At 68.1% G+C, this 18,973-nt stretch carries 19 protein-coding genes; 11 read left to right on the top strand and 8 right to left on the bottom strand.

The window, feature by feature from the left end; genetic code table 11:
• Positions 1-16: 16 nt before the first annotated feature.
• A complete protein-coding gene (locus AC3WQA_RS03365) occupies positions 17-943 on the bottom strand; it encodes an MBL fold metallo-hydrolase (RefSeq protein ID WP_492673684.1) in 927 nt (308 codons plus the stop codon).
• A 131-nt stretch (positions 944-1,074) separates the two neighbouring features.
• On the opposite strand from AC3WQA_RS03365, the gene AC3WQA_RS03360 reads away from it, so the two are divergent.
• Positions 1,075-1,974, top strand: a complete 900-nt coding sequence (locus AC3WQA_RS03360) for a sulfotransferase family protein (RefSeq protein ID WP_492673683.1) — start codon at positions 1,075-1,077, stop codon at positions 1,972-1,974.
• A gap of 18 nt (positions 1,975-1,992) precedes the next feature.
• Here AC3WQA_RS03360 and AC3WQA_RS03355 read toward each other — a convergent pair whose 3' ends face one another.
• Genes AC3WQA_RS03355 through AC3WQA_RS03345 form a run of 3 tightly spaced genes read right to left on the bottom strand, consistent with a single transcriptional unit; the run spans position 1,993 to position 3,765 of the window.
• Positions 1,993-2,655, bottom strand: a complete 663-nt coding sequence (locus AC3WQA_RS03355; RefSeq protein WP_492673682.1) for a thiopurine S-methyltransferase — start codon at positions 2,653-2,655, stop codon at positions 1,993-1,995.
• Between the two features lie 25 nt (positions 2,656-2,680).
• A complete protein-coding gene (locus AC3WQA_RS03350) occupies positions 2,681-3,172 on the bottom strand; it encodes a hypothetical protein (RefSeq protein ID WP_492673681.1) in 492 nt (163 codons plus the stop codon).
• A gap of 38 nt (positions 3,173-3,210) precedes the next feature.
• Positions 3,211-3,765: a flavodoxin domain-containing protein gene (locus AC3WQA_RS03345; protein WP_492673680.1), complete on the bottom strand. Its 555-nt coding sequence runs from the start codon at positions 3,763-3,765 to the stop codon at positions 3,211-3,213.
• Positions 3,766-3,910: 145 nt separating this feature from the next.
• Here AC3WQA_RS03345 and AC3WQA_RS03340 point away from each other — a divergent pair, with 145 nt between their 5' ends.
• A complete protein-coding gene (locus tag AC3WQA_RS03340; RefSeq protein ID WP_492673679.1) occupies positions 3,911-4,174 on the top strand; it encodes a DksA/TraR family C4-type zinc finger protein in 264 nt (87 codons plus the stop codon).
• Positions 4,175-4,259: 85 nt separating this feature from the next.
• Positions 4,260-5,411 (top strand): hypothetical protein, encoded by a 1,152-nt coding sequence (locus AC3WQA_RS03335; RefSeq protein WP_492673678.1) that lies wholly within the window; start codon positions 4,260-4,262, stop codon positions 5,409-5,411.
• Between the two features lie 86 nt (positions 5,412-5,497).
• Here the strand turns inward: AC3WQA_RS03335 and AC3WQA_RS03330 are convergent, their stop codons facing one another.
• The 3 genes from AC3WQA_RS03330 to AC3WQA_RS03320 form a co-directional block, all read right to left on the bottom strand.
• Complete coding sequence (locus AC3WQA_RS03330) at positions 5,498-6,703, bottom strand: acetyl-CoA C-acyltransferase (RefSeq protein ID WP_492673677.1); 1,206 nt, start codon at positions 6,701-6,703, stop codon at positions 5,498-5,500.
• Positions 6,704-6,820: 117 nt separating this feature from the next.
• Positions 6,821-9,208: a 3-hydroxyacyl-CoA dehydrogenase/enoyl-CoA hydratase family protein gene (locus AC3WQA_RS03325; RefSeq protein ID WP_492673676.1), complete on the bottom strand. Its 2,388-nt coding sequence runs from the start codon at positions 9,206-9,208 to the stop codon at positions 6,821-6,823.
• Positions 9,209-9,290: 82 nt separating this feature from the next.
• Positions 9,291-9,905 carry a TetR/AcrR family transcriptional regulator gene (locus tag AC3WQA_RS03320; RefSeq protein WP_492673675.1) on the bottom strand — a complete coding sequence of 205 codons (615 nt, stop codon included), beginning with the start codon at positions 9,903-9,905 and terminating at the stop codon, positions 9,291-9,293.
• 221 nt (positions 9,906-10,126) lie between these two features.
• Here AC3WQA_RS03320 and ndk point away from each other — a divergent pair, with 221 nt between their 5' ends.
• The 8 genes from ndk (at position 10,127) to moeB (ending at position 18,381) form a co-directional block, all read left to right on the top strand.
• Positions 10,127-10,552, top strand: coding sequence for a nucleoside-diphosphate kinase (gene ndk, locus AC3WQA_RS03315; protein ID WP_492673674.1), 426 nt, complete (start codon positions 10,127-10,129; stop codon positions 10,550-10,552).
• A gap of 71 nt (positions 10,553-10,623) precedes the next feature.
• Positions 10,624-11,775 (top strand): dual-specificity RNA methyltransferase RlmN, encoded by a 1,152-nt coding sequence (gene rlmN, locus AC3WQA_RS03310; RefSeq protein WP_492673673.1) that lies wholly within the window; start codon positions 10,624-10,626, stop codon positions 11,773-11,775.
• Positions 11,765-12,568 carry a type IV pilus biogenesis/stability protein PilW gene (gene pilW / locus AC3WQA_RS03305; protein ID WP_492673672.1) on the top strand — a complete coding sequence of 268 codons (804 nt, stop codon included), beginning with the start codon at positions 11,765-11,767 and terminating at the stop codon, positions 12,566-12,568. Before rlmN ends, pilW begins: the two co-directional genes overlap by 11 nt.
• The gene (locus AC3WQA_RS03300) at positions 12,565-13,593 is read left to right on the top strand and encodes a RodZ domain-containing protein (RefSeq protein WP_492673671.1); all 1,029 of its coding nucleotides are present in this window, start codon (positions 12,565-12,567) and stop codon (positions 13,591-13,593) included. Before pilW ends, AC3WQA_RS03300 begins: the two co-directional genes overlap by 4 nt.
• Before the next feature lie 138 nt (positions 13,594-13,731).
• Positions 13,732-14,382, top strand: a complete 651-nt coding sequence (locus tag AC3WQA_RS03295) for a YfgM family protein (RefSeq protein WP_492673670.1) — start codon at positions 13,732-13,734, stop codon at positions 14,380-14,382.
• Positions 14,379-15,590, top strand: a complete 1,212-nt coding sequence (bamB, locus tag AC3WQA_RS03290) for an outer membrane protein assembly factor BamB (RefSeq protein ID WP_492673669.1) — start codon at positions 14,379-14,381, stop codon at positions 15,588-15,590. The genes AC3WQA_RS03295 and bamB overlap by 4 nt, the downstream gene beginning before the upstream one ends.
• 22 nt (positions 15,591-15,612) lie before the next feature.
• Positions 15,613-17,016: a ribosome biogenesis GTPase Der gene (gene der, locus AC3WQA_RS03285; RefSeq protein ID WP_492673668.1), complete on the top strand. Its 1,404-nt coding sequence runs from the start codon at positions 15,613-15,615 to the stop codon at positions 17,014-17,016.
• A 198-nt stretch (positions 17,017-17,214) separates the two neighbouring features.
• Entirely contained in the window at positions 17,215-18,381 is a 1,167-nt protein-coding gene (moeB, locus tag AC3WQA_RS03280; protein ID WP_492673667.1) for a molybdopterin-synthase adenylyltransferase MoeB, read from the top strand.
• Here the strand turns inward: moeB and AC3WQA_RS03275 are convergent.
• Positions 18,345-18,944, bottom strand: coding sequence for a GNAT family N-acetyltransferase (locus tag AC3WQA_RS03275; protein WP_492673666.1), 600 nt, complete (start codon positions 18,942-18,944; stop codon positions 18,345-18,347). The genes moeB and AC3WQA_RS03275 overlap by 37 nt on opposite strands.
• Between the last annotated feature and the right edge of the window lie 29 nt (positions 18,945-18,973).

Genomic DNA, 18,973 nt, shown 5'->3' with positions numbered 1-18,973 from the left:
CGCTCATCGGGTTGCACTATGCGTGCTGATCCAGCCAGACCTCCAGGCCCTGCGCATTCAGCTCGATGTCCGTGGCCAGCAGGCTGACCAGCGCCGCGCGTCCCCGCGTCCAGCCGTGTGCCTGCGCGCGGTCGGCGTAGAGCCCGGTGAGCGCCTGCACCAGGGCCGCATGGCGGTCGCTCCGGTCGCGCATGGCATGGGCGATGGCCACCATCGCGTCGATCTGCGCGTGCAGGTCGTCGGCGAGCTTGGCGACGTTCGCGATGCGGCCGTAGTGGGTGGGGTACATCGCCTGCGGATGCAGCGCCACGAGACGGCGGATCGAGGTGTGCAAGGCCTCCGGGTCGAACTGCACCGGCGAGGTGGTGGGCAGGATGAAGGCGCCGTTCGCGGTGTCGAACTCGCGGTAGGAAAGGCCGAACACGTCGCCGGTGAAGCACACACCGGCGTGCGGATCGTGGATGGCGATGTGGTGCCTGGCGTGGCCGGGCGTGTCGAGGCAGTGCAGGGCGCGGCCGGCGAGATCCACCACGTGGCCATCGGCCGCCGCCACCACGCGTTCGGCGGGCACCGGGCGCAGGCGGCCGTAGTCGCGCTCCATCACGGCCTCGCCGTAGACCGCGCTGGCGCCGGCCCACAGCGCCGCGGGGTCGATCATGTGGCGCGCGCCGCGCGGGTGCACCACCAGCTTCGCGTTCGGCAGGTGGGCGATCAGCTCGCCCGCGCCGCCGGCGTGATCCAGGTGCACGTGGGTGAGGATCAGCCAGTCCACGTCGGCGGGCGCGAGCCCGGCGTTGCCCAGCGCGGCCAGCATGCGCGGCACCGAGTGATGGGTGCCGCAGTCGATGAAGGCGCCGCGACCGCCGGTCACGACGAGATAGGCAGCGTCGAAGCCCGGTCGCACGAAGCCGGTGTCGATGGTGTGGATGCCGTCGGTGGCCATGGCTGGCTCCGTGGTGGAGAGAACGGCAGGGTAGCAAACCTGCGCGCGGCGCCGCAGTGGTCAACCGGGCGCCAATCCATGCGTTGTCCGAACGAGTCATGCGTCACGTGCCGCGACGGGGGTCGCCCACCATGCAACACGCATTCATCGTCGGTTGCCCGCGTTCGGGCAGCACCCTCGTGCAGGCCATGCTGGCTCGCCATCCGGATGTGCTGAGCCTGCCGGAGACGGCGTTTTTCGAGCACCTGTGCGGCGATCTGCCGTGGCGCTGGGGCGACCGCGATGCGCGGCCGCGGCGACGGCCCCTGCGCCAGCGCCTCGGTCTGGCGCCGCCACGCGCGCGGTGCTCGCTGCAGGCCCTGGACAGCCGGTCGGGGTTGATGGGCTGGCGCTGGCCGGCGTGGCCGCTGCGCACACGGACTTGCGCCCGGCGTTTCGTCGCGTTGCTCGATGCGCAGGCCCGGGCGCGGGGGCATGCGATGTGGGTGGAGAAGACGCCCTGCCATCTGCTTTACATCCCGGAGATCGAGCGCCACGTACCCGGTGCGCGCTTCATCCATGTGATCCGGCCCGGCGAGGATGTGCTGGCTTCCATCGCCGATGCCAACTTGCGTTACGAGGGCAACGCTGCCTTCGATGGCGGCACCGTGCTGTGGACGCGGCGCTGGAACCGTGCCGCGCAGATTCACCATGAGTACGCGCGACAGCCGAACCACCACTTCGTGTTCCTGGATGATTTGCTTGCCGACGGCGAGCGCGAGTGGCGCCGACTGTGCTGTTTTCTCGGCCTGGCCACCGTTGCTCCGCGCGCGGACGAGGATCTCGCCGTCGCCGATCTGCGCTGCGAGCCCTGGAAGCGCGATGCCCTGAGCGGCTTGCCGGCCAAGCCGCAGCGCAAGGCCGAAAAAGTCTTCGGTCCGGAGTTGCGCGCCTGGCTGCGGCGCAAGCTCATGCCCTACGAGGCGCTGCGGCACCACTGCATGGCGGGTTTGTCGCGCCCGTCGCGCGTCGCGCGCCTGCAACCGCGTTGACGCGGTTCGTTCGCGGCGTCAGCGCACCTTGCGCTGCAGGCGGTAGACACCGGTGTGCAGCGAGGTCACGCCGTCCTGGCGGAATTTCGGCTCGCTGGCGAGGATGTCGCGGCGTTCGAGCCGCTCCACCTCCCACGCGTCGCCGAGACGTGCGCGCAGCTCGGCTTCTTCCACCGAAAACGGCGGGCCGTCCATTTCGTGTTGCGGGTACTCCAGCGTCACCATCACGCCGCGACAGCCGGCGGGCAGGCGGGCGTACAGCTCGCGCGCATAGCGCTCGCGCAGCGCTGGCGGCAGGGCGATGATCGCGGCGCGGTCGTAGACGCCAGCGCAGGTGGCCAGCGTCGCATCGTCCAGGCCGAACACATCGCCCTGGATGATCTCGACGTTGCCGGCCACGTGGTGCGTGCCCAGGGGCGAGTCGTGCCGCGTGGCGGTCAGGCCGTGTTCGTCGAAGAACTGCGTCACCGCCAGCGGCGACAGCTCCACCCCCAGCACGCGATGGCCTTGCGCCACCAGCCAGGCCATGTCCAGCGACTTGCCGCACAAGGGCACCAGCACGCGGCTGCCCGTGGGCAGACCCAGCTCGGGCCAGTGCTTGGTGAGCAGCGGCATCGGTTCACCGCGATGGAAACCGGTGCGGCCTTCGCGCCAGCGCTGCAGCCAGAATTCCGCGTGCATGGTCAAGCCTCCGACGTGGGGTGGATCAGACTGCCACGCCGGACACCGTCAAGGCCAGCCCCACGCAGGCTCCCAGGCTGGTGACCACCAGCACGGCACGGAAGGCGTGCAGCAACCAGCCGGCGCCGGCGCCGCGCACGCCGAGCAAAAAGGCCACGAGCGCGGCTACGAAGGCTGCCGTACCCAGCGCCACCCACGATGGCGCCGCGCGCAAAGTGCCGGCGATCACGCCGGCATTGCCGAGGTTGAACAGCCACCACTCGGCGTGGCGCCACGTGGTGGAGGGTGGTTGCGCCGGCAGCAGTGCCTGGCCGATGCCGAGCACACCTTGCGCCACGCCGCCCACCAGCACCAGGTAGGCGACGACCCACATCAGCGGCTTCGTCGGTGCATGGATGGCGGCAGCGGCAACCCCGCCGGCGGTGAGCAGGGCCAGCAGCGCCATCCACAGGAACGAAGCAGCCGCCGCGAGGCGTTCGTGGCAGAGGGTCGGGAGCGGTGGAGTCGGGGCGTTCATGGCGTGGTGGAATGGCGGCAGGCCGCGGGTCGTCGAGCTTACGCCGTGGCCGCTGCCAGTGCGCCGACCTGGTCGTGCCAGCGTTGCAGCGTGGCGACGTCTTCGTCGTCCACCTCGATGCGCGGAAACCACGGTCGCGCGCCGCTGGCCAGCAGCCAGGCGTCAAGTGTGCGACCGAAGCCGCAGAAGTGCTCGTACGAACGATCGCCCAGCGCGAGCAGGCCGTAGCACAACCGGCCCAGCATGGCCGGCGCGCCCATCGCTGCGGCGTGGAACGTCTCGGCCATGTCCGGCGGGTCGCCGTCGTTGGTGGTGCTGACCAGGAACAGCACGTGCCGGGCGGCGGCGAGGCGGGGCAGGTCAAGCTCGTAGAAGTCCACCAGCGTGGACTCGATGCCGGCGGCAAGCAGTTGTTCTTCCGTGGCCTTGGCCAGGTCTTCGGCCACACCCGTCTGGCTGGCGTAGGCCAGGAGTATCGGGCCAGACAGCCGCTCGGCTGGCGCCAGCGGGGTGTCGGTCGGGCCCGCGTCGTCCGCCGCACCGCCGGACGGCCCCACCAGATCGCGCAGCCATGCAAGTTCAAACATGCCCATGTCGAGGATTCTTGGCCTTGGCCGTTGCTGCCATCTTAGGCAACCCGGCGCGATGCCGGCTGATGTGAATCAATGCGCCGCCGCGGCACTGGAAATCGTGCCGGGATGGCCGCATGGTAGGGCCTGGTTTCCCGGAGATTCTCCCATGGCCACCGGTTGGGCCGGCGACGGCGCCGTGCAGGATCAGATCGACGCCACCGTGGCTGATGCGGTGCAGCGTGCGCGCAAGCAGTTGCAGCATGGCCCGGGCCTGGCCCGCTGCGAGGAGTGCGATGCGCCGATACCCGAGGCGCGTCGCCAGGCGGTGCCAGGCGTGCGCCTGTGCGTGGCCTGCCAGCGCGCCCAGGACACCGAACGTGCTGCCCAGCTCTACAACCGCCGCGGCAGCAAGGACAGCCAGCTCCGCTGAACCGACGGCCGGCGCGCGCGTGTTCATGCAGGGCGCAGCCGCGATACGCCACACTTCCGGCTTTCCGTTCGTGGTGGATCGTCTCTTGCCTGACCGAATCCTGGCCCGACGCGCCGTGCTCGGCGGCTTGGCGAGTGGCTTGTTGCTGATGGCGTCGACGCGCACGCACGCGGCCCCCGACCTGGCCATCCATCTGCGCAGCGACCGCATGACGCTGCGCGTGGCGCGGGCACCGCAGCTCTACATCGCCGGCACCTTCGACGACGCTGCCGTGCAACAGGTGCGCGACCTGCTGGCGTCGGGCAAGGTGTCGGCCGGTGCGGACGTCTATCTGGATGCCAGTGGCAGCGACGTCGCCGCCGGCATGGCGCTGGGCGAGATGTTCCGCACGGCCGGGCTCAATACGCACCTGGGCGCCTGGCGCAGCAGCACGCGCGACGGTGTGCCGGCGCGTCCGGCCAGGTGCGTGGATGCCTGCGCCTATGCCTGGCTGGGCGGCGTGTACCGCTGGACGCCCAGCGGCGCCGACCGCATCGGCATGCACGCCGCGCTGCTGCCCATGCATGCCACGGGCGCGGACGGCGAACCCTCGGTCCAGGTGCTGCGCGACTACCTGGGCGTGATGGACGTGCGTCCGGATTACCTGACCAAGGTGCTCGCCCCGGTGGTGGATGGCATGGTCTGGTGGGAGGCCGATGCGATGGCGCCGTGGCTGGTGGCGAACAACGGACGCCTGCCGCTGGCTGCCAGCTATCCAGCCACGACGGGTGCGCCGCAGTTGGCGTTGACGCAGACGGTGCGTGGACAGCCCGAACAGATCACGTTGCAGTGTGCTTCCGGCAAGCTCACGCTGAGTGCCCGCTACAGCGTCGGCTACACGCGCGCACCGCAACTGGCCGCGCGCGTCATGTACGCCTACTTCGATGTCGACGGCGTGGCGGCTGACAAGCGCCACGGCGAGCGGCCGAGCGTGGAAGGCGCGGCGCTGACTTTCACCCGCGAGCTGCCGGTTGCCGAACTCGCGCCGCTGCTGCAGGCCAAGTCGCTGGGGGCATGGGTCGAGATCATGGGCAGCCCGGTGCGCCTGGGGTTCTGGCTGGCGCCTGCGGCCGTGGCGACGCATACCCAGGCCTTCCTGCACGATTGCGAGAAGTTGCAGCCGGGTTATGTGCCGCCGCCGGCGCCCGTCAAGCCCAAGCCACCCTCGCTCTGGCGGCGGGTTTTCGGGCGCCTCTGAGCGCCGGGCGGCAGGCTCCGTTCCGCCCATGAAAACGGCGCCGCATCGCTGCGGCGCCGGGTGCTTTCAGAACAGCGAGCCTCGCCTCAGAGCGCTTCGAATACGCCCGCCGCGCCCATGCCGGTGCCGATGCACATGGTCACCATGCCGTACTTCTGCTTGCGGCGGCGCATGCCGTGCAGCAGGGTGGCGATGCGCACGGCGCCGGTGGCGCCCAGCGGGTGGCCCAGCGCGATGGCGCCGCCCAGGGGATTGACCTTGGCCGGGTCGAGCTGGAGGTCGCCGATCACGGCCAGCGCCTGCGCGGCGAAGGCTTCGTTGAGTTCGATCCAGTCGAGCTGATCCTGGCGGATGCCGGTCTGCGCCAGCGCCTTCGGAATCGCTTCCTTCGGGCCGATGCCCATGACCTCGGGCTTGACGCCGGCCACCGAGAAACCGACGAAGCGGCCCAGCGGCGTGAGGTTGTACTTCTTCAGCGCGGCCTCGCTGGCGAGCAGCACGGCGCCGGCGCCGTCGGACATCTGGCTGGAGTTGCCGGCGGTGACGCTGCCGCCGAACTGGCCGTTCTTGAACACGGTCTTGAGCTTGCCCAGAACCTCCAGCGTGGTGCCGGCGCGCGGGCCTTCGTCAGCGTCGATGGTGCGGCTGTCGGTGATGATGCCGCGGCCGGCGAGGTCGGGATAGCGGTCGTCGAGCTGGAACGGCGTGATCTCGTCCTTGAACAGGCCTTCGGCCTGGGCGGCGAGTGCGCGGCGGTGGCTCTCCACCGAGAACGCGTCCTGCGCCTCGCGGCTCACCTTCCACTGCTTGGCCACGTTCTCGGCAGTGATGCCCATGCCGTAGGCGATGCCGATGTTCTCGTCGGAGAAGATTGCGGGATTCATCGCGATCTTGTGGCCCATCATCGGCACCATGCTCATGCTTTCGGTGCCGCCGGCGAGCATCAGTTCGGCTTCGCCCAGGCGGATGCGGTCGGCGGCCATCGCCACCGATTGCAGGCCAGAGGAACAGAAGCGATTGACGGTGACGCCGGGCACGGTGTCGGGCAGGCCGGCCAGCAGCGCGCCGATGCGCGCCACGTTCATGCCTTGCTCGGCCTCGGGCATGGCGCAGCCGATGATGACGTCGGCGATGGCGTGCGGGTCGATCCCCGGCGCCTGCGCCAGTACGGCGCGGATGACGTGCGCGAGCATGTCGTCGGGACGGGTGTGGCGGAACACGCCGCGCGGCGCCTTGCCGACCGGGGTGCGGGTGGCGGCGACGATGTAGGCATCTTGGACTTGCTTGCTCATTTCGTTCTCCATGGCCCTGCGCGCGTGGCGCGGATCAGGGCGGTGTCTTGTCGTGGCTTGCGGGGACGATCGTCCCCACCCGAACCCTCCCGTTGAAGGGGAGGGCGATGGCGTGCGTCAGTTGCGCAGCGGCTTGCCGGTGGTCATGGTGTGGGCGATGCGCGCCTGGGTCTTTTCCATCCTGGCCAGCTCCACGAAGTGCTTGCGTTCCAGCGCCAGCAGCCACTCTTCGTCCACCAGCGAACCGCGCTCCACGTTGCCGCCGCACAGGCAGTCGGCAATACGCGTGGCGATCTCGATGTCGTGCGGCGAGGCGAAGTAGCCGGCCTGCAGGTTGGCGAGCGAAGCCTGGAACGTGGCGCGGCCCACGTCGCCAGCCACCGGCACGTTGCGCTGATAGAGCGGCGGGCGGTAGCCGGATTCGGCCAGCGAGATGGCCACCTTCCTGGCCACGTAGAGCAGCTCGTGGGGGTTGAGCACGATCACGTCGGACTCGCGCAGCAGGCCCATGTTCTTCGCCTCGATGGCGCTGGGCGAGACCTTGGCCATGGCCACCGTCTCGAACACCTTTTTCAGCTCCTCGAACGGATCGGCGGGGTTGGCCTTGGCCGCGCGCACGGCCAGCTCGTGCAGGCCGCCGCCGGCGGGCAGCAGACCCACGCCGGCCTCGACCAGACCGATGTAGGACTCCAGCGCGGCCACGGTGCGCGCGGAGTGCATCTGGAATTCGCAGCCGCCGCCCAGCGCGAGGCCGCGCACGGCGGAGACCACCGGCACCAGCGCGTGCTTGATGCGCATGCTGGTGCGCTGGAAGTTGGCCACCATGTGCTCGAAGTCGTCGAACTTGCCGGCCTGCAAGAGGCCCAGCGCGCCCTTCAAGTCCGCGCCGGCGGAGAACGGCTCGCCGTGCTGCCAGATCACCACCGCTTTCAGTTTTTCTTCCGCCACGCCGATGGCGTGCTGGATGCCGTCGAGCACCTGGTCGTTGACCGTGTGCATCTTGGTCTTGAAGGAAATGATGCCCACGCCGTCGTTGCCCAGCGTCCACAGGCGCACGCCGTCGTTTTCCCACACGGTGACACCCTGGTCGAACTGCTCGCCAAGGATCGGATCGGGGAACAGCTGGCGCGCATAGACGGGGTGGTGCGAGCGCGGCTTGGCCTTGCCGTCGGCGGCGGACCAGGAGCCGTCCTTGCCGTGCACGCCGTCGCGGCCATCCAGCACCCAGGCGGGCAGCGGTGCGCTGCTCATGGCCTTGCCAGCGGCGATGTCTTCCTGCACCCACGCCGCCACCTGCTGCCAGCCCGCGGCCTGCCAGGTCTCGAACGGGCCGAGCTTCCAGCCGTAGCCCCAGCGTATCGCGAAGTCCACGTCGCGCGCGGTGTCGGCGATGTCGGCCAGGTGGTAGGCGGTGTAGTGGAAGAGATCCCGGAAGGTGGCCCACAGGAACTGCGCCTGCTTGTCGCTGCTGGCGCGCAGCTTGGCGAACTTCTCGGCGGGGTTCCTGATGGCGAGGATGGCGGCCACTTCATCCGAGGCCTTCTGCTCAGAGGTGCGGTAATCCTGCTTGGCGACGTCGAGCACGACGATGTCCTTGCCGGCCTTGCGGTAGAAACCGGCGCCGTTCTTCTGGCCGAGCGCGCCCTTCGCGATCAGGGCGGCGAGCCACACCGGCGCCTTGAAATACTGGTGCCACGGATCGTTCGGCAGGGTGTCGGCCATGGTCTTGATGACGTGGGCCATGGTGTCCAGGCCGACCACGTCGGCGGTGCGGTAGGTGGCGCTCTTCGGGCGACCCACGGCCGGGCCGGTGAGCGCGTCGACCACGTCGAAGCCCAGGCCAAACTGCTCGGTGTGGTGCATGGTGGCGAGCATCGAGAACACGCCGATGCGGTTGCCGATGAAGTTGGGAGTGTCCTTGGCCAGCACCACGCCCTTGCCCACGGCGGTGACCAGGAAGGCTTCCAGCCCGGCGACCACGTTGGCGTCGGTCAGGCGGGTGGGGATCACTTCCACCAGATGCATGTAGCGCGGCGGGTTGAAGAAGTGCACGCCGCAGAAGCGGTGGCGCATTTCCTCCGGCAGCGCCTCGGCCAGGCCGTTGATCGACAGGCCGGAGGTGTTCGAGGCCAGCACCGCGGCAGGCGGGACGTGCGGGGCGATCTTGCGGTAGAGATCCAGCTTCCAGTCCATCCGTTCGGCGATGGCCTCCACGATCAGGTCGCAGCCTTCCAGCAGGGCGAGGTGTTCGTCGTAGTTGGCCGGAATGATCGCGCTGCCCAGTGCCTTGTCGGCCAGCGGCGCCGGCGAAAGCTTGGCGAGGTTGGCGATGGCCTTCAGGGCGATGCCGCTCTTGGGGCCTTCTTTTGCCGCAAGGTCGAACAGCACGGTTTCGACGCCGGCATTGGTGAGGTGGGCGGCGATCTGCGCGCCCATCACGCCGGCGCCGAGCACGGCCGCCTTGCGGATACGCAGCGCCGAGGTAGTGGTGGATGGAGCGGTCATGGGATTCTCCGGGGTGGGGCAACGGGCGAGGCTAAGGTCGACAACGATGGACGCGCGGCAGTCGCCGCACGGTGAAAAGGTTTCAGGAAGCGTGCAGGCCGGCGGCAGCGAAGCGGATCAGATGGGCGATGGTCTGCTCGCGGTGCATGCGCTCGCTGACGTCACCCTTGCGCCGGATCATGCCGAAACCCGACATGGCGTGGGTCAGCGCGCCGGTCATCAGGTCGATGCGCCAATACAGCTCTTCCTTGCTGAGCTGCGGCAGTTGGCGGGCGAACTCGGCGCTGAACTGGCGCATGACGTGCCCGTAGTTGTCGGACAGGAAACGGCGCAAGGTGTCGTCGTGCTCGGCGAAGGCGCGCGCCAGCACGCGCATGAACAACGCACCGCTGTCGTCGTGGGACAGCTCCAGCGCCGGTCGGATGAAAGCGTCCAGCACGTCCTCCAGGCGGGTGTCGGGCTGGCCGCTGAGCTTGTCCAGCGCTGCCAGGCGCTGGCTGCTCAGCGCGTCCAGGCGACGCCGGAACACCTGTTCGACCAACTTTTCCTTGGAACCGAAGTGGTAGTTCACCGCGGCGAGGTTGACCCCGGCCGTGCTGGTGAGCTGGCGCAGGGAAGCGCCGTCGAAACCGCGCTGGGCGAACAACGCCTCGGCGGCGCCGAGTATGCGTTCCTTGGTGGAGCCGGTGCGGTTCACTGGGCTGGGTTTCCCATGCGACGGCGAATGTTCAAACGATCGTTTGAGGATACGCGGAAGCTTTCCCGCTCGTCAAACCGTGATGCCGACCCCGCCGCCGACAGCTTGCCAAAGGTGTAGAATCTGTCAAACTTGGGCGGCTAAACCCGCATTCTGCGACGGTTTTGCCTGCCACCGGCACGATGCCGACCCTCTTACTTTTTCGATTCCCGGAGCACCCCATGGCGCTGGAGCGCACCCTTTCCATCATCAAGCCCGATGCCGTCGCCAAAAACGTGATCGGCGAAATCTACGCCCGCTTCGAGAAGGCTGGTCTGCGCATCGTCGCCGCCAAGCGCAAGCAGCTGTCGCGCGCCGAGGCCGAAGGCTTCTACGCTGTGCACCGTGAGCGTCCCTTCTTCAAGGCGCTGGTGGAGTTCATGATCTCCGGCCCGGTGATGATCCAGGTGCTGGAAGGCGAAGGCGCGGTGCTGAAGAACCGCGAGTTGATGGGCGCCACCAATCCCAAGGAAGCCGCCAAGGGCACGATCCGCGCCGACTTCGCCGATTCCATCGACGCCAACGCGGTGCACGGCTCCGATGCCGCCGAGACCGCCAAGGGCGAGATCGCCTATTTCTTCGCCGCCACGGAAATCCACGGCGGTTGATGTGTGCGTTCATACGTGAACGCGAAAATCAAATAAAGCGGCCATCCATGGCCGCACTTTGAAACAAGGACATGAACCAGGTAGCCGCCACTCCATCTGACCAGCCCGGCATCGCCGCCAAGGTCAACCTGCTCGACTTCGATCGCGAGGGTCTGCGCGCCTTTTTTGCGCAGATCGGCGAGAAGCCGTATCGCGCCGAGCAGGTGATGAAGTGGATCTATCACAACCTCGAAGACGACTTCGAGGCGATGACCGATCTCGGCAAGGCGCTGCGCGCCAAGCTGGCCGACACCTGCTACGTGGGCCGGCCCAACACCCTGGTGGACAAGGCCGCTGCCGACGGCACGCACAAGTGGCTGCTCGGCATGGATTCGGGCAATGCGGTGGAAACCGTGTACATCCCCGAGCCGACCCGCGGCACGCTATGCGTCTCCTCGCAGATCGGCTGCGCGCTGAACTGCCAGTTCTGCTCCACCGGCGCGCAGGGCTTCAATCGCAACCTCTCCACCGCCGAGATCATCGGCCAGGTGTGGGTGGCGGCGAAGTACCTCGGCAACGTCACCCATCAGAACCGCCGCATCACCAACGTGGTGATGATGGGCATGGGTGAGCCGCTCGCCAATTTCGACAACGTGGTCGCCGCCATGAAGCTGATGCGCGACGACCTCGGCTTCGGCCTGGCCTCCAAACGCGTCACGCTCTCCACCGCCGGCATGGTGCCGTGGATCGACAAGCTCTCCGACGCCATCGATGTGTCGCTGGCGGTGTCGCTGCACGCGGCCACCGACGAGCTGCGCACCGAGCTCATGCCGATCAACAAACGCTACCCGCTGGCCGAGCTTACCGCCGCCTGCCAGCGTTGGGTGGCGCGCAAGCCGCGTACCTCGATCACCTTCGAATACACCTTGATGAAGGGTGTGAACGATGCGCCCGAGCATGCGAAGCAGCTGATCCGCTTCATGCGCCGCTTGCCCACCTGCAAGGTCAACCTGATTCCGTTCAACCCCTTCCCTGGCACGCGGTTCCAGCGCTCGGACGCCGATACCATCCACGCCTTCCAGACCCAGTTGCTCAACGCCGGTATTCTCACCATGCTGCGGCGTACCCGCGGCGACGACATCGATGCCGCTTGCGGGCAGTTGGCTGGTCAGGTGATCGATCGCACCCGGCGCAGTGCCGAAATCCGCAAACGTGTGAACCAGGAGGCGACGCATGCGCAGTGAGTGGTGGCTGGCGGCGGGCCTGGCGCTGGCCTTGGCCGGTTGCGTGACGGTGGGCGGCAACGGCAATGGGGGCAATGGGCAGTCTGATCCCCACATACCCAAGGTCAGCAAGGCCGATCAGCGCGAGGAAGCCGCACGCATCCACACCGAGCTGGCGCAGCACTACCTCACCCTCGGCAATTTGCAGGAGGCGTTGGCCAAGCTGCAGCTGGCGCTGAAGTTCGATCCGAACTATGTCCCTGCGCATACGGTGATCGCCTTTGTCTACGAGAAGATCGGCAAGCTTCCCGAGGCGGAGGAGAACTACCGCGAAGCGGAGCGGCTGGCGCCGAGCAAGGGTGACACCAACAACAATCTCGGCCAGTTCCTTTGCCGCATCGGCAAGGCGCAGGAGTCGATCGGCTACTTCCGCAAGTCCGTGGCCGACCCGTTCTACGCTACCCCCGACATGGCGCTCACCAACGCCGGCATTTGCCAGCTGCAGGTGAACGACCTGGCTGGCGCGCAGACCAGCTTCCGCGATGCGCTCGCGCGCAATCCCCGCAACGGCGATGCCTTGTTCCACCTCGCCGAAGTGCTTTACCGGCAGGGCGATGCCTTCCGCGCCCGCGCCTTCATCCAACGCTTCGATGCGTTGGGCAAGCCGAGTGCGGCTTCGCTGCAGCTTGGTTATGACATCGAATCGCGCTTGGGCAATATGGATGCCGCCCAGTCCTATCTCAGGCGCCTGCAGAGCCAGTTCCCGGATTCGGAGCAGGCGCACGCCGTGATTCCCGCTGCCAGTCGCCCATGACCTCGACGCAGACCCACCAGACCGGCGAGAGCCGGGTCGTGTCCGACCTGTTCGACGCCGCTCCCGCTCCTGTTGACGTGGAGACGCCCGCAGTTGCCGTGCACCGGATCGATACCCACGAGGCGGTTTTCGGCAACCGCCTGCGCGCCGCCCGTGAGGCACGCGGCCTCGATGTGGAAGCCTGCGCCCATGAACTGAGGCTGCCGGCGCGTGTGCTGCGGCGGCTCGAACGTGGCGAGCACGATGGCAGCGATTCCCGCGTTTATCTGGCCAGCTACATCGAAAAATATGGCCAATACCTGGGCATCGATGCCGCCGCGATCCGCGCCGAGCAGGCCAGTCTGCAACAGGCCGAGCCGGAGCTGGTGGCTACCGGCGGCGTATCGCACTCGCGCTTCCTGTTTGATCGCTATCGTGCCGCCGCCACGTATCTGGTGCTGACCCTGGTGATCGTGGTGCCGACGGTGTGGTTTGGTGTGCGCAGCACGCTGGATCGTGATCTCAGTCACCTGACGCCACTGGATGCCTCGCCGGTGGCGCAGCAGGATGCGTTGCTTGCCCGTGCCGGCAAGCGCTTGGTGCCGTCGACGGTCGCGCCCGCGGACAAAACGGCCGCGACCACGGCCGCCACGCCGCAGGCATTGCCGGAGCAGGAGCAACCCTTGATGGCCTCGATGGCGCCCTTTCCCAACTTGAACGAAACGGCGACGCCGGCCACGCTGCCGGAGGCCGCCACGACGACGGTGGGGGCGGGTAATCACAGCCTCAGCCTGAGCCTGGACGCCGCCAGTTGGGTCGAGGTCACCGAACAGGATGGCACCCGCCTGGAATACGGTCTGCTGCCCGCCGGCAGCAGCAAGACCTGGCGCAGCGACCAGCCGCTGGAGGTGCGCATTGGCAACGCCAATGGCGCACAGGCGAGCATCGATGGCCAGGCGGTGGCGCTGGACGATTATCGCCACGCCAATGTGGCGCACTTCCGCGTGCAGATCGCGGACGGCAAGGCCGGCGCCGCCAATCTCTGACCGCGATGCCGCGTCAGCGGATCGTGCATTTCGGTTATGCTTGCCTATTCCTCGCCTGACCGGGTGAGCTACGGTGGCAGGCTGCATCCTGCCCGCAGCGCCCGGGTGCGCCTGGGCGACATCCAAGAACGGTGAAGCATGGCATTCGACGCATACGACGATTACGAACAAAGCGAGCGCGTCCAGAAATGGTTGCGTGAAAACGGTCTCTCCATCGCCGCGGGCATCGCGCTCGGCCTGATCGGCATTTTTGGCCTGCAGCAGTGGCGCCAGCACCAAGCCAACAGCGAAGCCGCCGCCGCCGGTTTGTACCAGCGGGCGCAGGTGGCGCTGGCCAGCGGCAAGCCGGAGCAGGCCATGCCCTTCACCGAAGAGTTGATGAAGGACTACGCCAAGTCGCCCTATGCGATGTTCGCCGTTAGCGATCGTGCCAAGCAGCAGTTGAAGGACAAGCAGCCGGACAAGGCCATCGCGTCCCTCGAGTGGGCGCAGGCGCATGCCGCCGATCCGGCGCTGAAGTCGCTGGTGGCGCTGCGCCTGGCGCGCGTGCAACTGGACAAAGGCGACGGTCAGGCCGTGCTGACTACGCTGGCAGCGGTTCCGGCGGGCGATTACGCTGGCCTCGTGCAGGAACTCCGCGGCGATGCGCTGGTCAAGCTTGGGCGTCTCGATGAGGCGCGGCAAGCCTATCAGGCGGCAATGAAGGCGCTGGGCGAAGATGCTCCGCTGCATGCCGTGGTGCAAATGAAAATCGACGATCTGGCCGTGGCCGGAAAGCAGGGTTCATGAAAGTGGCGGTAAACAAGCAGTGGTGGCTGGTCGCGCTGGGTTCGCTGGTGCTCCTGACCGGTTGCAACTCCTTCAAGAAAAAGAACATCGAGCCGCCGACGCCGCTGGAAAAGCATTTCACGGCGACCGTGAAGGTCGACAAGTTGTGGAGTGCAAGCGTGGGCGACGGCGCGGGCCGCAGTGGCTTGCGCCTGCGCCCGACAGTGGTGGATGGCGTGCTCTACGCCGACAGCACCGACGGCAGGATCGCCGCCTTCGACGCCGCCAGCGGCAAGAAGCTGTGGCAAAAGAGCAGTCGTACGCATGGCTGGTTCGGCTGGGGTGACAAGAAGCGGCCGGATGCGTTCTACGCCGGCGGCCCGACCGTGGCCGGCGATCTGCTCGCGGTGGGCACGCTCGATGGCCACGTCTACGCCATGGCCGCGAAGGACGGTACGCCGCGCTGGCAGGCCGAACTCGGTGCCGAGGTGGTGGCCACGCCGGCCATCAGTAACGGCCTCGTCATCGTGCGCACCCAGGATGGCCACCTCTACGGGCTGGACGCCGCCACCGGCAAGCGTCGCTGGGTCTATGACCAGAGCACGGTGCCCCTGCTCAGCCTGCGCGGCAACAGCGCGCCGCTGGCCGCCAATGGCGTGGTCTTCGTCGGTACGGACGACGGCAAGCTGGTGGTGCTGCGGCAGGACAACGGCGAAAAGCTGTGGGAGCAGAAGCTCGCCAATGGCGACGGTCGTACCGATATCGAACGCCTGGACGATGCCGACGGCAGCATCCTCGTCGACGGCAGCACGCTTTACGCCAGCGCCTACCACGGCAACCTCACCGCCATCGACGGCCCCAGCGGCCGTCCGCTGTGGTCGCATCCGTTCTCCACCTATACCGCGCTGGCTGCGGGCGGCAACGCGCTCTACGGCGCCGACGACCAGGGCGAAGTGTGGGCCTTCGACCGCGCCAGCGGCGCGGACATGTGGAAAAACGCCAAGCTCAAATACCGCTGGCTCAGCGGCCCGGTGGTGCAGGGCGACTACGTGGTGGTGGGCGACATGTACGGTTACGTGCACTGGCTGCAGACCGGCGACGGCGCGCTGGCCGCGCGCGTGCGCCTGTCGCACAAGGCCATCGCCGCGCAACCTGTCGTGGTCGGCGACACCGTGTACGTGGAGGACGTGAAGGGCCATATCGGCGCCTACCGTCTGACCGCGCACTGATCGCAGGAACCATGCCCCCATCATGTTGCCCGTCGTCGCCCTGGTCGGTCGTCCCAATGTCGGTAAATCGACCCTTTTCAACGCGCTGACGAGGAGTCGCGACGCCCTGGTGGCCGACTTGCCAGGCGTTACGCGCGATCGCCACTACGGCATCTGTCATCTGGCGGAAAATCGCCCCTTCGTGGTGGTCGACACCGGCGGCCTCTCCGGTGTGGAGGAAGGGATCGACGCGCTCACCGCGCAGCAGGTGCGCCAGGCCATTGCCGAGGCGCAGGTGCTGGTGTTCGTGCTCGATGCGCGCGATGGCCTGTTGCCGCAGGATCGCGGCATCCTCGCCGAGCTGCGGCGCAGCGGCAAACCCATCATCGCCGCGGTCAACAAGACCGATGGCCTGGATGAAGGCGAGGCACTGGCCGAATTCGCCGCGATGGGTATCGCCATCACGCTGCCGCTGTCGGCCGCGCACAATCGCGGCACGGATCGCCTGCTCGCCGCCGTGGTGCCGCTGTTGCCCGAAGCCGACGACGCCGACGCCGTGCCCGACGAGGATGGCAGCATTCGCGTGGCCATCGTGGGGCGCCCCAACGCGGGCAAATCCACCCTCATCAACCGCCTGCTCGGCGAGGATCGCCTGATCGTCTCCGACGTGGCCGGCACCACGCGCGATCCGATCCGCGTGCCGCTGGAGCGCGACGGTCGCAAGTACACCCTGATCGACACCGCCGGCGTGCGTCGCCGCGCGCGCGTCGAGGAGGCGGTGGAGAAGTTCAGCGTCATCAAGACCCTGCAATCGATGGCCGCCGCGCAGGTGGTGGTGCTGCTGGTCGACGCCCGCGAGAACCTCGCCGACCAGGATCTCACCCTGATCGGCCACGCACTGGACGAAGGCCGGGCGCTGGTGATCGCGGTGAACAAGTGGGACGGGCTGGACGCCTACCAGCGCGAGCGTTGCCAGGAAGCGCTGGCGCGCCGGCTGCAGTTCGTGGGCTGGGCCAGGCACGTCTACATTTCCGGACTGCATGGTTCGGGCCTGCGCGAACTGATGCGCGCGGTGGTGCGCGCACACGCCTCGGCGATGAAGGAACTGGGCTCCTCCGACCTTACCCGGGCGCTGGAAAAGGCCTATGCCGCCTACCAGCCGCCCTTGGTGCGCGGGCATGCGCCCAAACTGCGCTTTGCCCACCCCGGCGGCAGCAATCCGCCCACCATCGTGATCCACGGCAGCCGCACCAAGCACATCGCGCCGTCCTACCAGCGCTATCTCGAAAACTTCTTCCGCCAGCGCTACAAGCTGGAAGGCACGGCCGTCCGTATCGTGTTCAAGGAAGGCGAGAACCCCTACGCCGGCAAGAAGAACGTGCTGACCGAAGCGCAGCAGCGCAAGCGCCAGCGCATGATTCGCGAGATAAAAAAGCGCGGCAAGTAGGTCTTAGAGCCTGTTCAATATCTCCGCATGGCGGCCACGGCAAGACAACCCGAGGGGCCGGGTCTGTTTGCCCACATGCCCGCGTCATCACTCAGTCGTGGACGGACGTCCACTCCTTCGTTCTTCCTTGGCCTGCGCGCAAACAGCTCCCGGCGCGGGCCATGCGGAGATATTGAACAGGCTCTTATACTTGGCGGCATGAATCTTCCGACCGAGCGTGATTACTGGCTGGACGAGTTGCGCGCCGCCATCCCGGAAGCCGCGCCGGCCGAAGCCTTGGCCCGGCAGGCGCAAGGCGCGCTCCTGATCGACGTGCGCGAAGACGGCGAACGTGCGGGCGGCATGCCCGCCGGCGCGCTGGGCTTGTCGCGTGGCTTCCTCGAACTGCGTATCGAGCAGTTGGAACCGGATCGCGCGCGGCCCCTCTTCACCTTGTGTGGCAGCGGCCAGCGCTCGCTGCTCGCGGCCGAAGCGCTGCGGCGATTGGGCTATCGCGAGGTGGCTTCGGTGGCTGGCGGTTACGCGCGCTGGAAGGCCGAAGGCCTGCCCGTGGCCGTCGGCGTGCTGGACACCGACGCCAGCGAGCGCTACGCGCGTCAGCTGCGCCTGCCGCAGGTGGGCGAGGCGGGGCAGGCGAAGCTGACAGCGGCGAAGGTCGCGCTGCTGGGCGCCGGTGGTCTCGGCGCGCCGGCGGCGCTGTATCTCGCGGCCGCCGGCGTGGGTCAGCTCACCGTGATCGACGACGACCGCGTGGAACGCTCCAACCTGCATCGCCAGGTGCTCCACGCCGATGCGCGCGTGGGCATGGCCAAGACCGAATCCGCGCGCATCGCGCTCGCCGCGCTGAACCCGCGCGTGCGCATCGTGGCGTGCAACGAACGCCTGCGCGCCGACAACGTGGAACGCCTGCTTGCCGACCACGACCTGGTGATCGATGGCGCCGACAACTTCCCGGCGCGCTACCTGCTTGCGGCCGCCACGCGGCGCCTGGCGATGCCGATGGTCTACGGCGCGGTGGAGCGTTTTGCCGGCCAGGTCAGCGTGTTCGACCCGCGCCGGGAGGATTCCCCTTGCTACCGCTGCCTGTTCCCAGCGCCGCCGGATGCCGCCGATGCGCCCAACTGCAGCGAGGCCGGCGTGCTCGGCGTGCTGCCCGGCATCGTGGGCCTGCTTGAGGCTACCGAGGCGCTGAAGCTGATCCTTGGGCTGGGCGAGTCGTTGGTTGGCCGGTTGCTGTCCTTCGATGCGCTGGGCATGCGTTTCCGTGAAACGCGCCTGCCGCGCGACCCGGGCTGCCCGGGCTGCGGCGCCGCCGCGCGCTTCACCGGTTACGAAGACGTCGCCGCGTCCTGCGCCGCCGGCTGAGCGAAGTCGGCGGGAACCAGCGCATACACCGCCGCGTCGTGGGCGCGATCCCAGACCCACAGCCGCTGCCGCGACCGACCCTCGAAGATCGCGCCCAGTCGCTCCGCCACCCGGCGGCTGGCGTGGTTGTCCAGCAAGGCGACAATCTCGATGCGGGCAAGGCCCAGCGACTCGAAGCCGAACCGCGCCACGCAGCGCGATGCGGCCACGGCGACGCCTTGCCGCTGGCGCGATTCGCGTACCCAGTAGCCCAGGTTGGCGTGATGGTGCGGGTTCCCGAGCTGGCTGAGCCCGCAGCCACCCAGCAGCTCGCCACTGGCGGCATCGCGCACCGCGAAGGCGAACTGCGTGCCGGCCTGCCATGTGGCGCGGCATTGCGCCGTCCACGCCAGGGCGTGTTCCATGCCGTAACCGGCGTGGCACCACGGCAGCCAGCGGCCCACGCTGGCGCTGGATTCGTGCACCGCGTCGCGCAGCTCGGCGGCGTCCCCGCCGCGCCACGGTGCCAGCATGAGCCGTTCGTCGGTGAGCAGTTGCGGCACGGGCGGGGCAGGCTTCGGCATCGGCGTTTGTGCGCTGCGGTTGGAGCTTG

Source organism: Rhodanobacter sp. FW106-PBR-R2A-2-24, from assembly GCF_058789615.1.
This window is presented reverse-complemented; position numbering and strand designations above follow the sequence as displayed.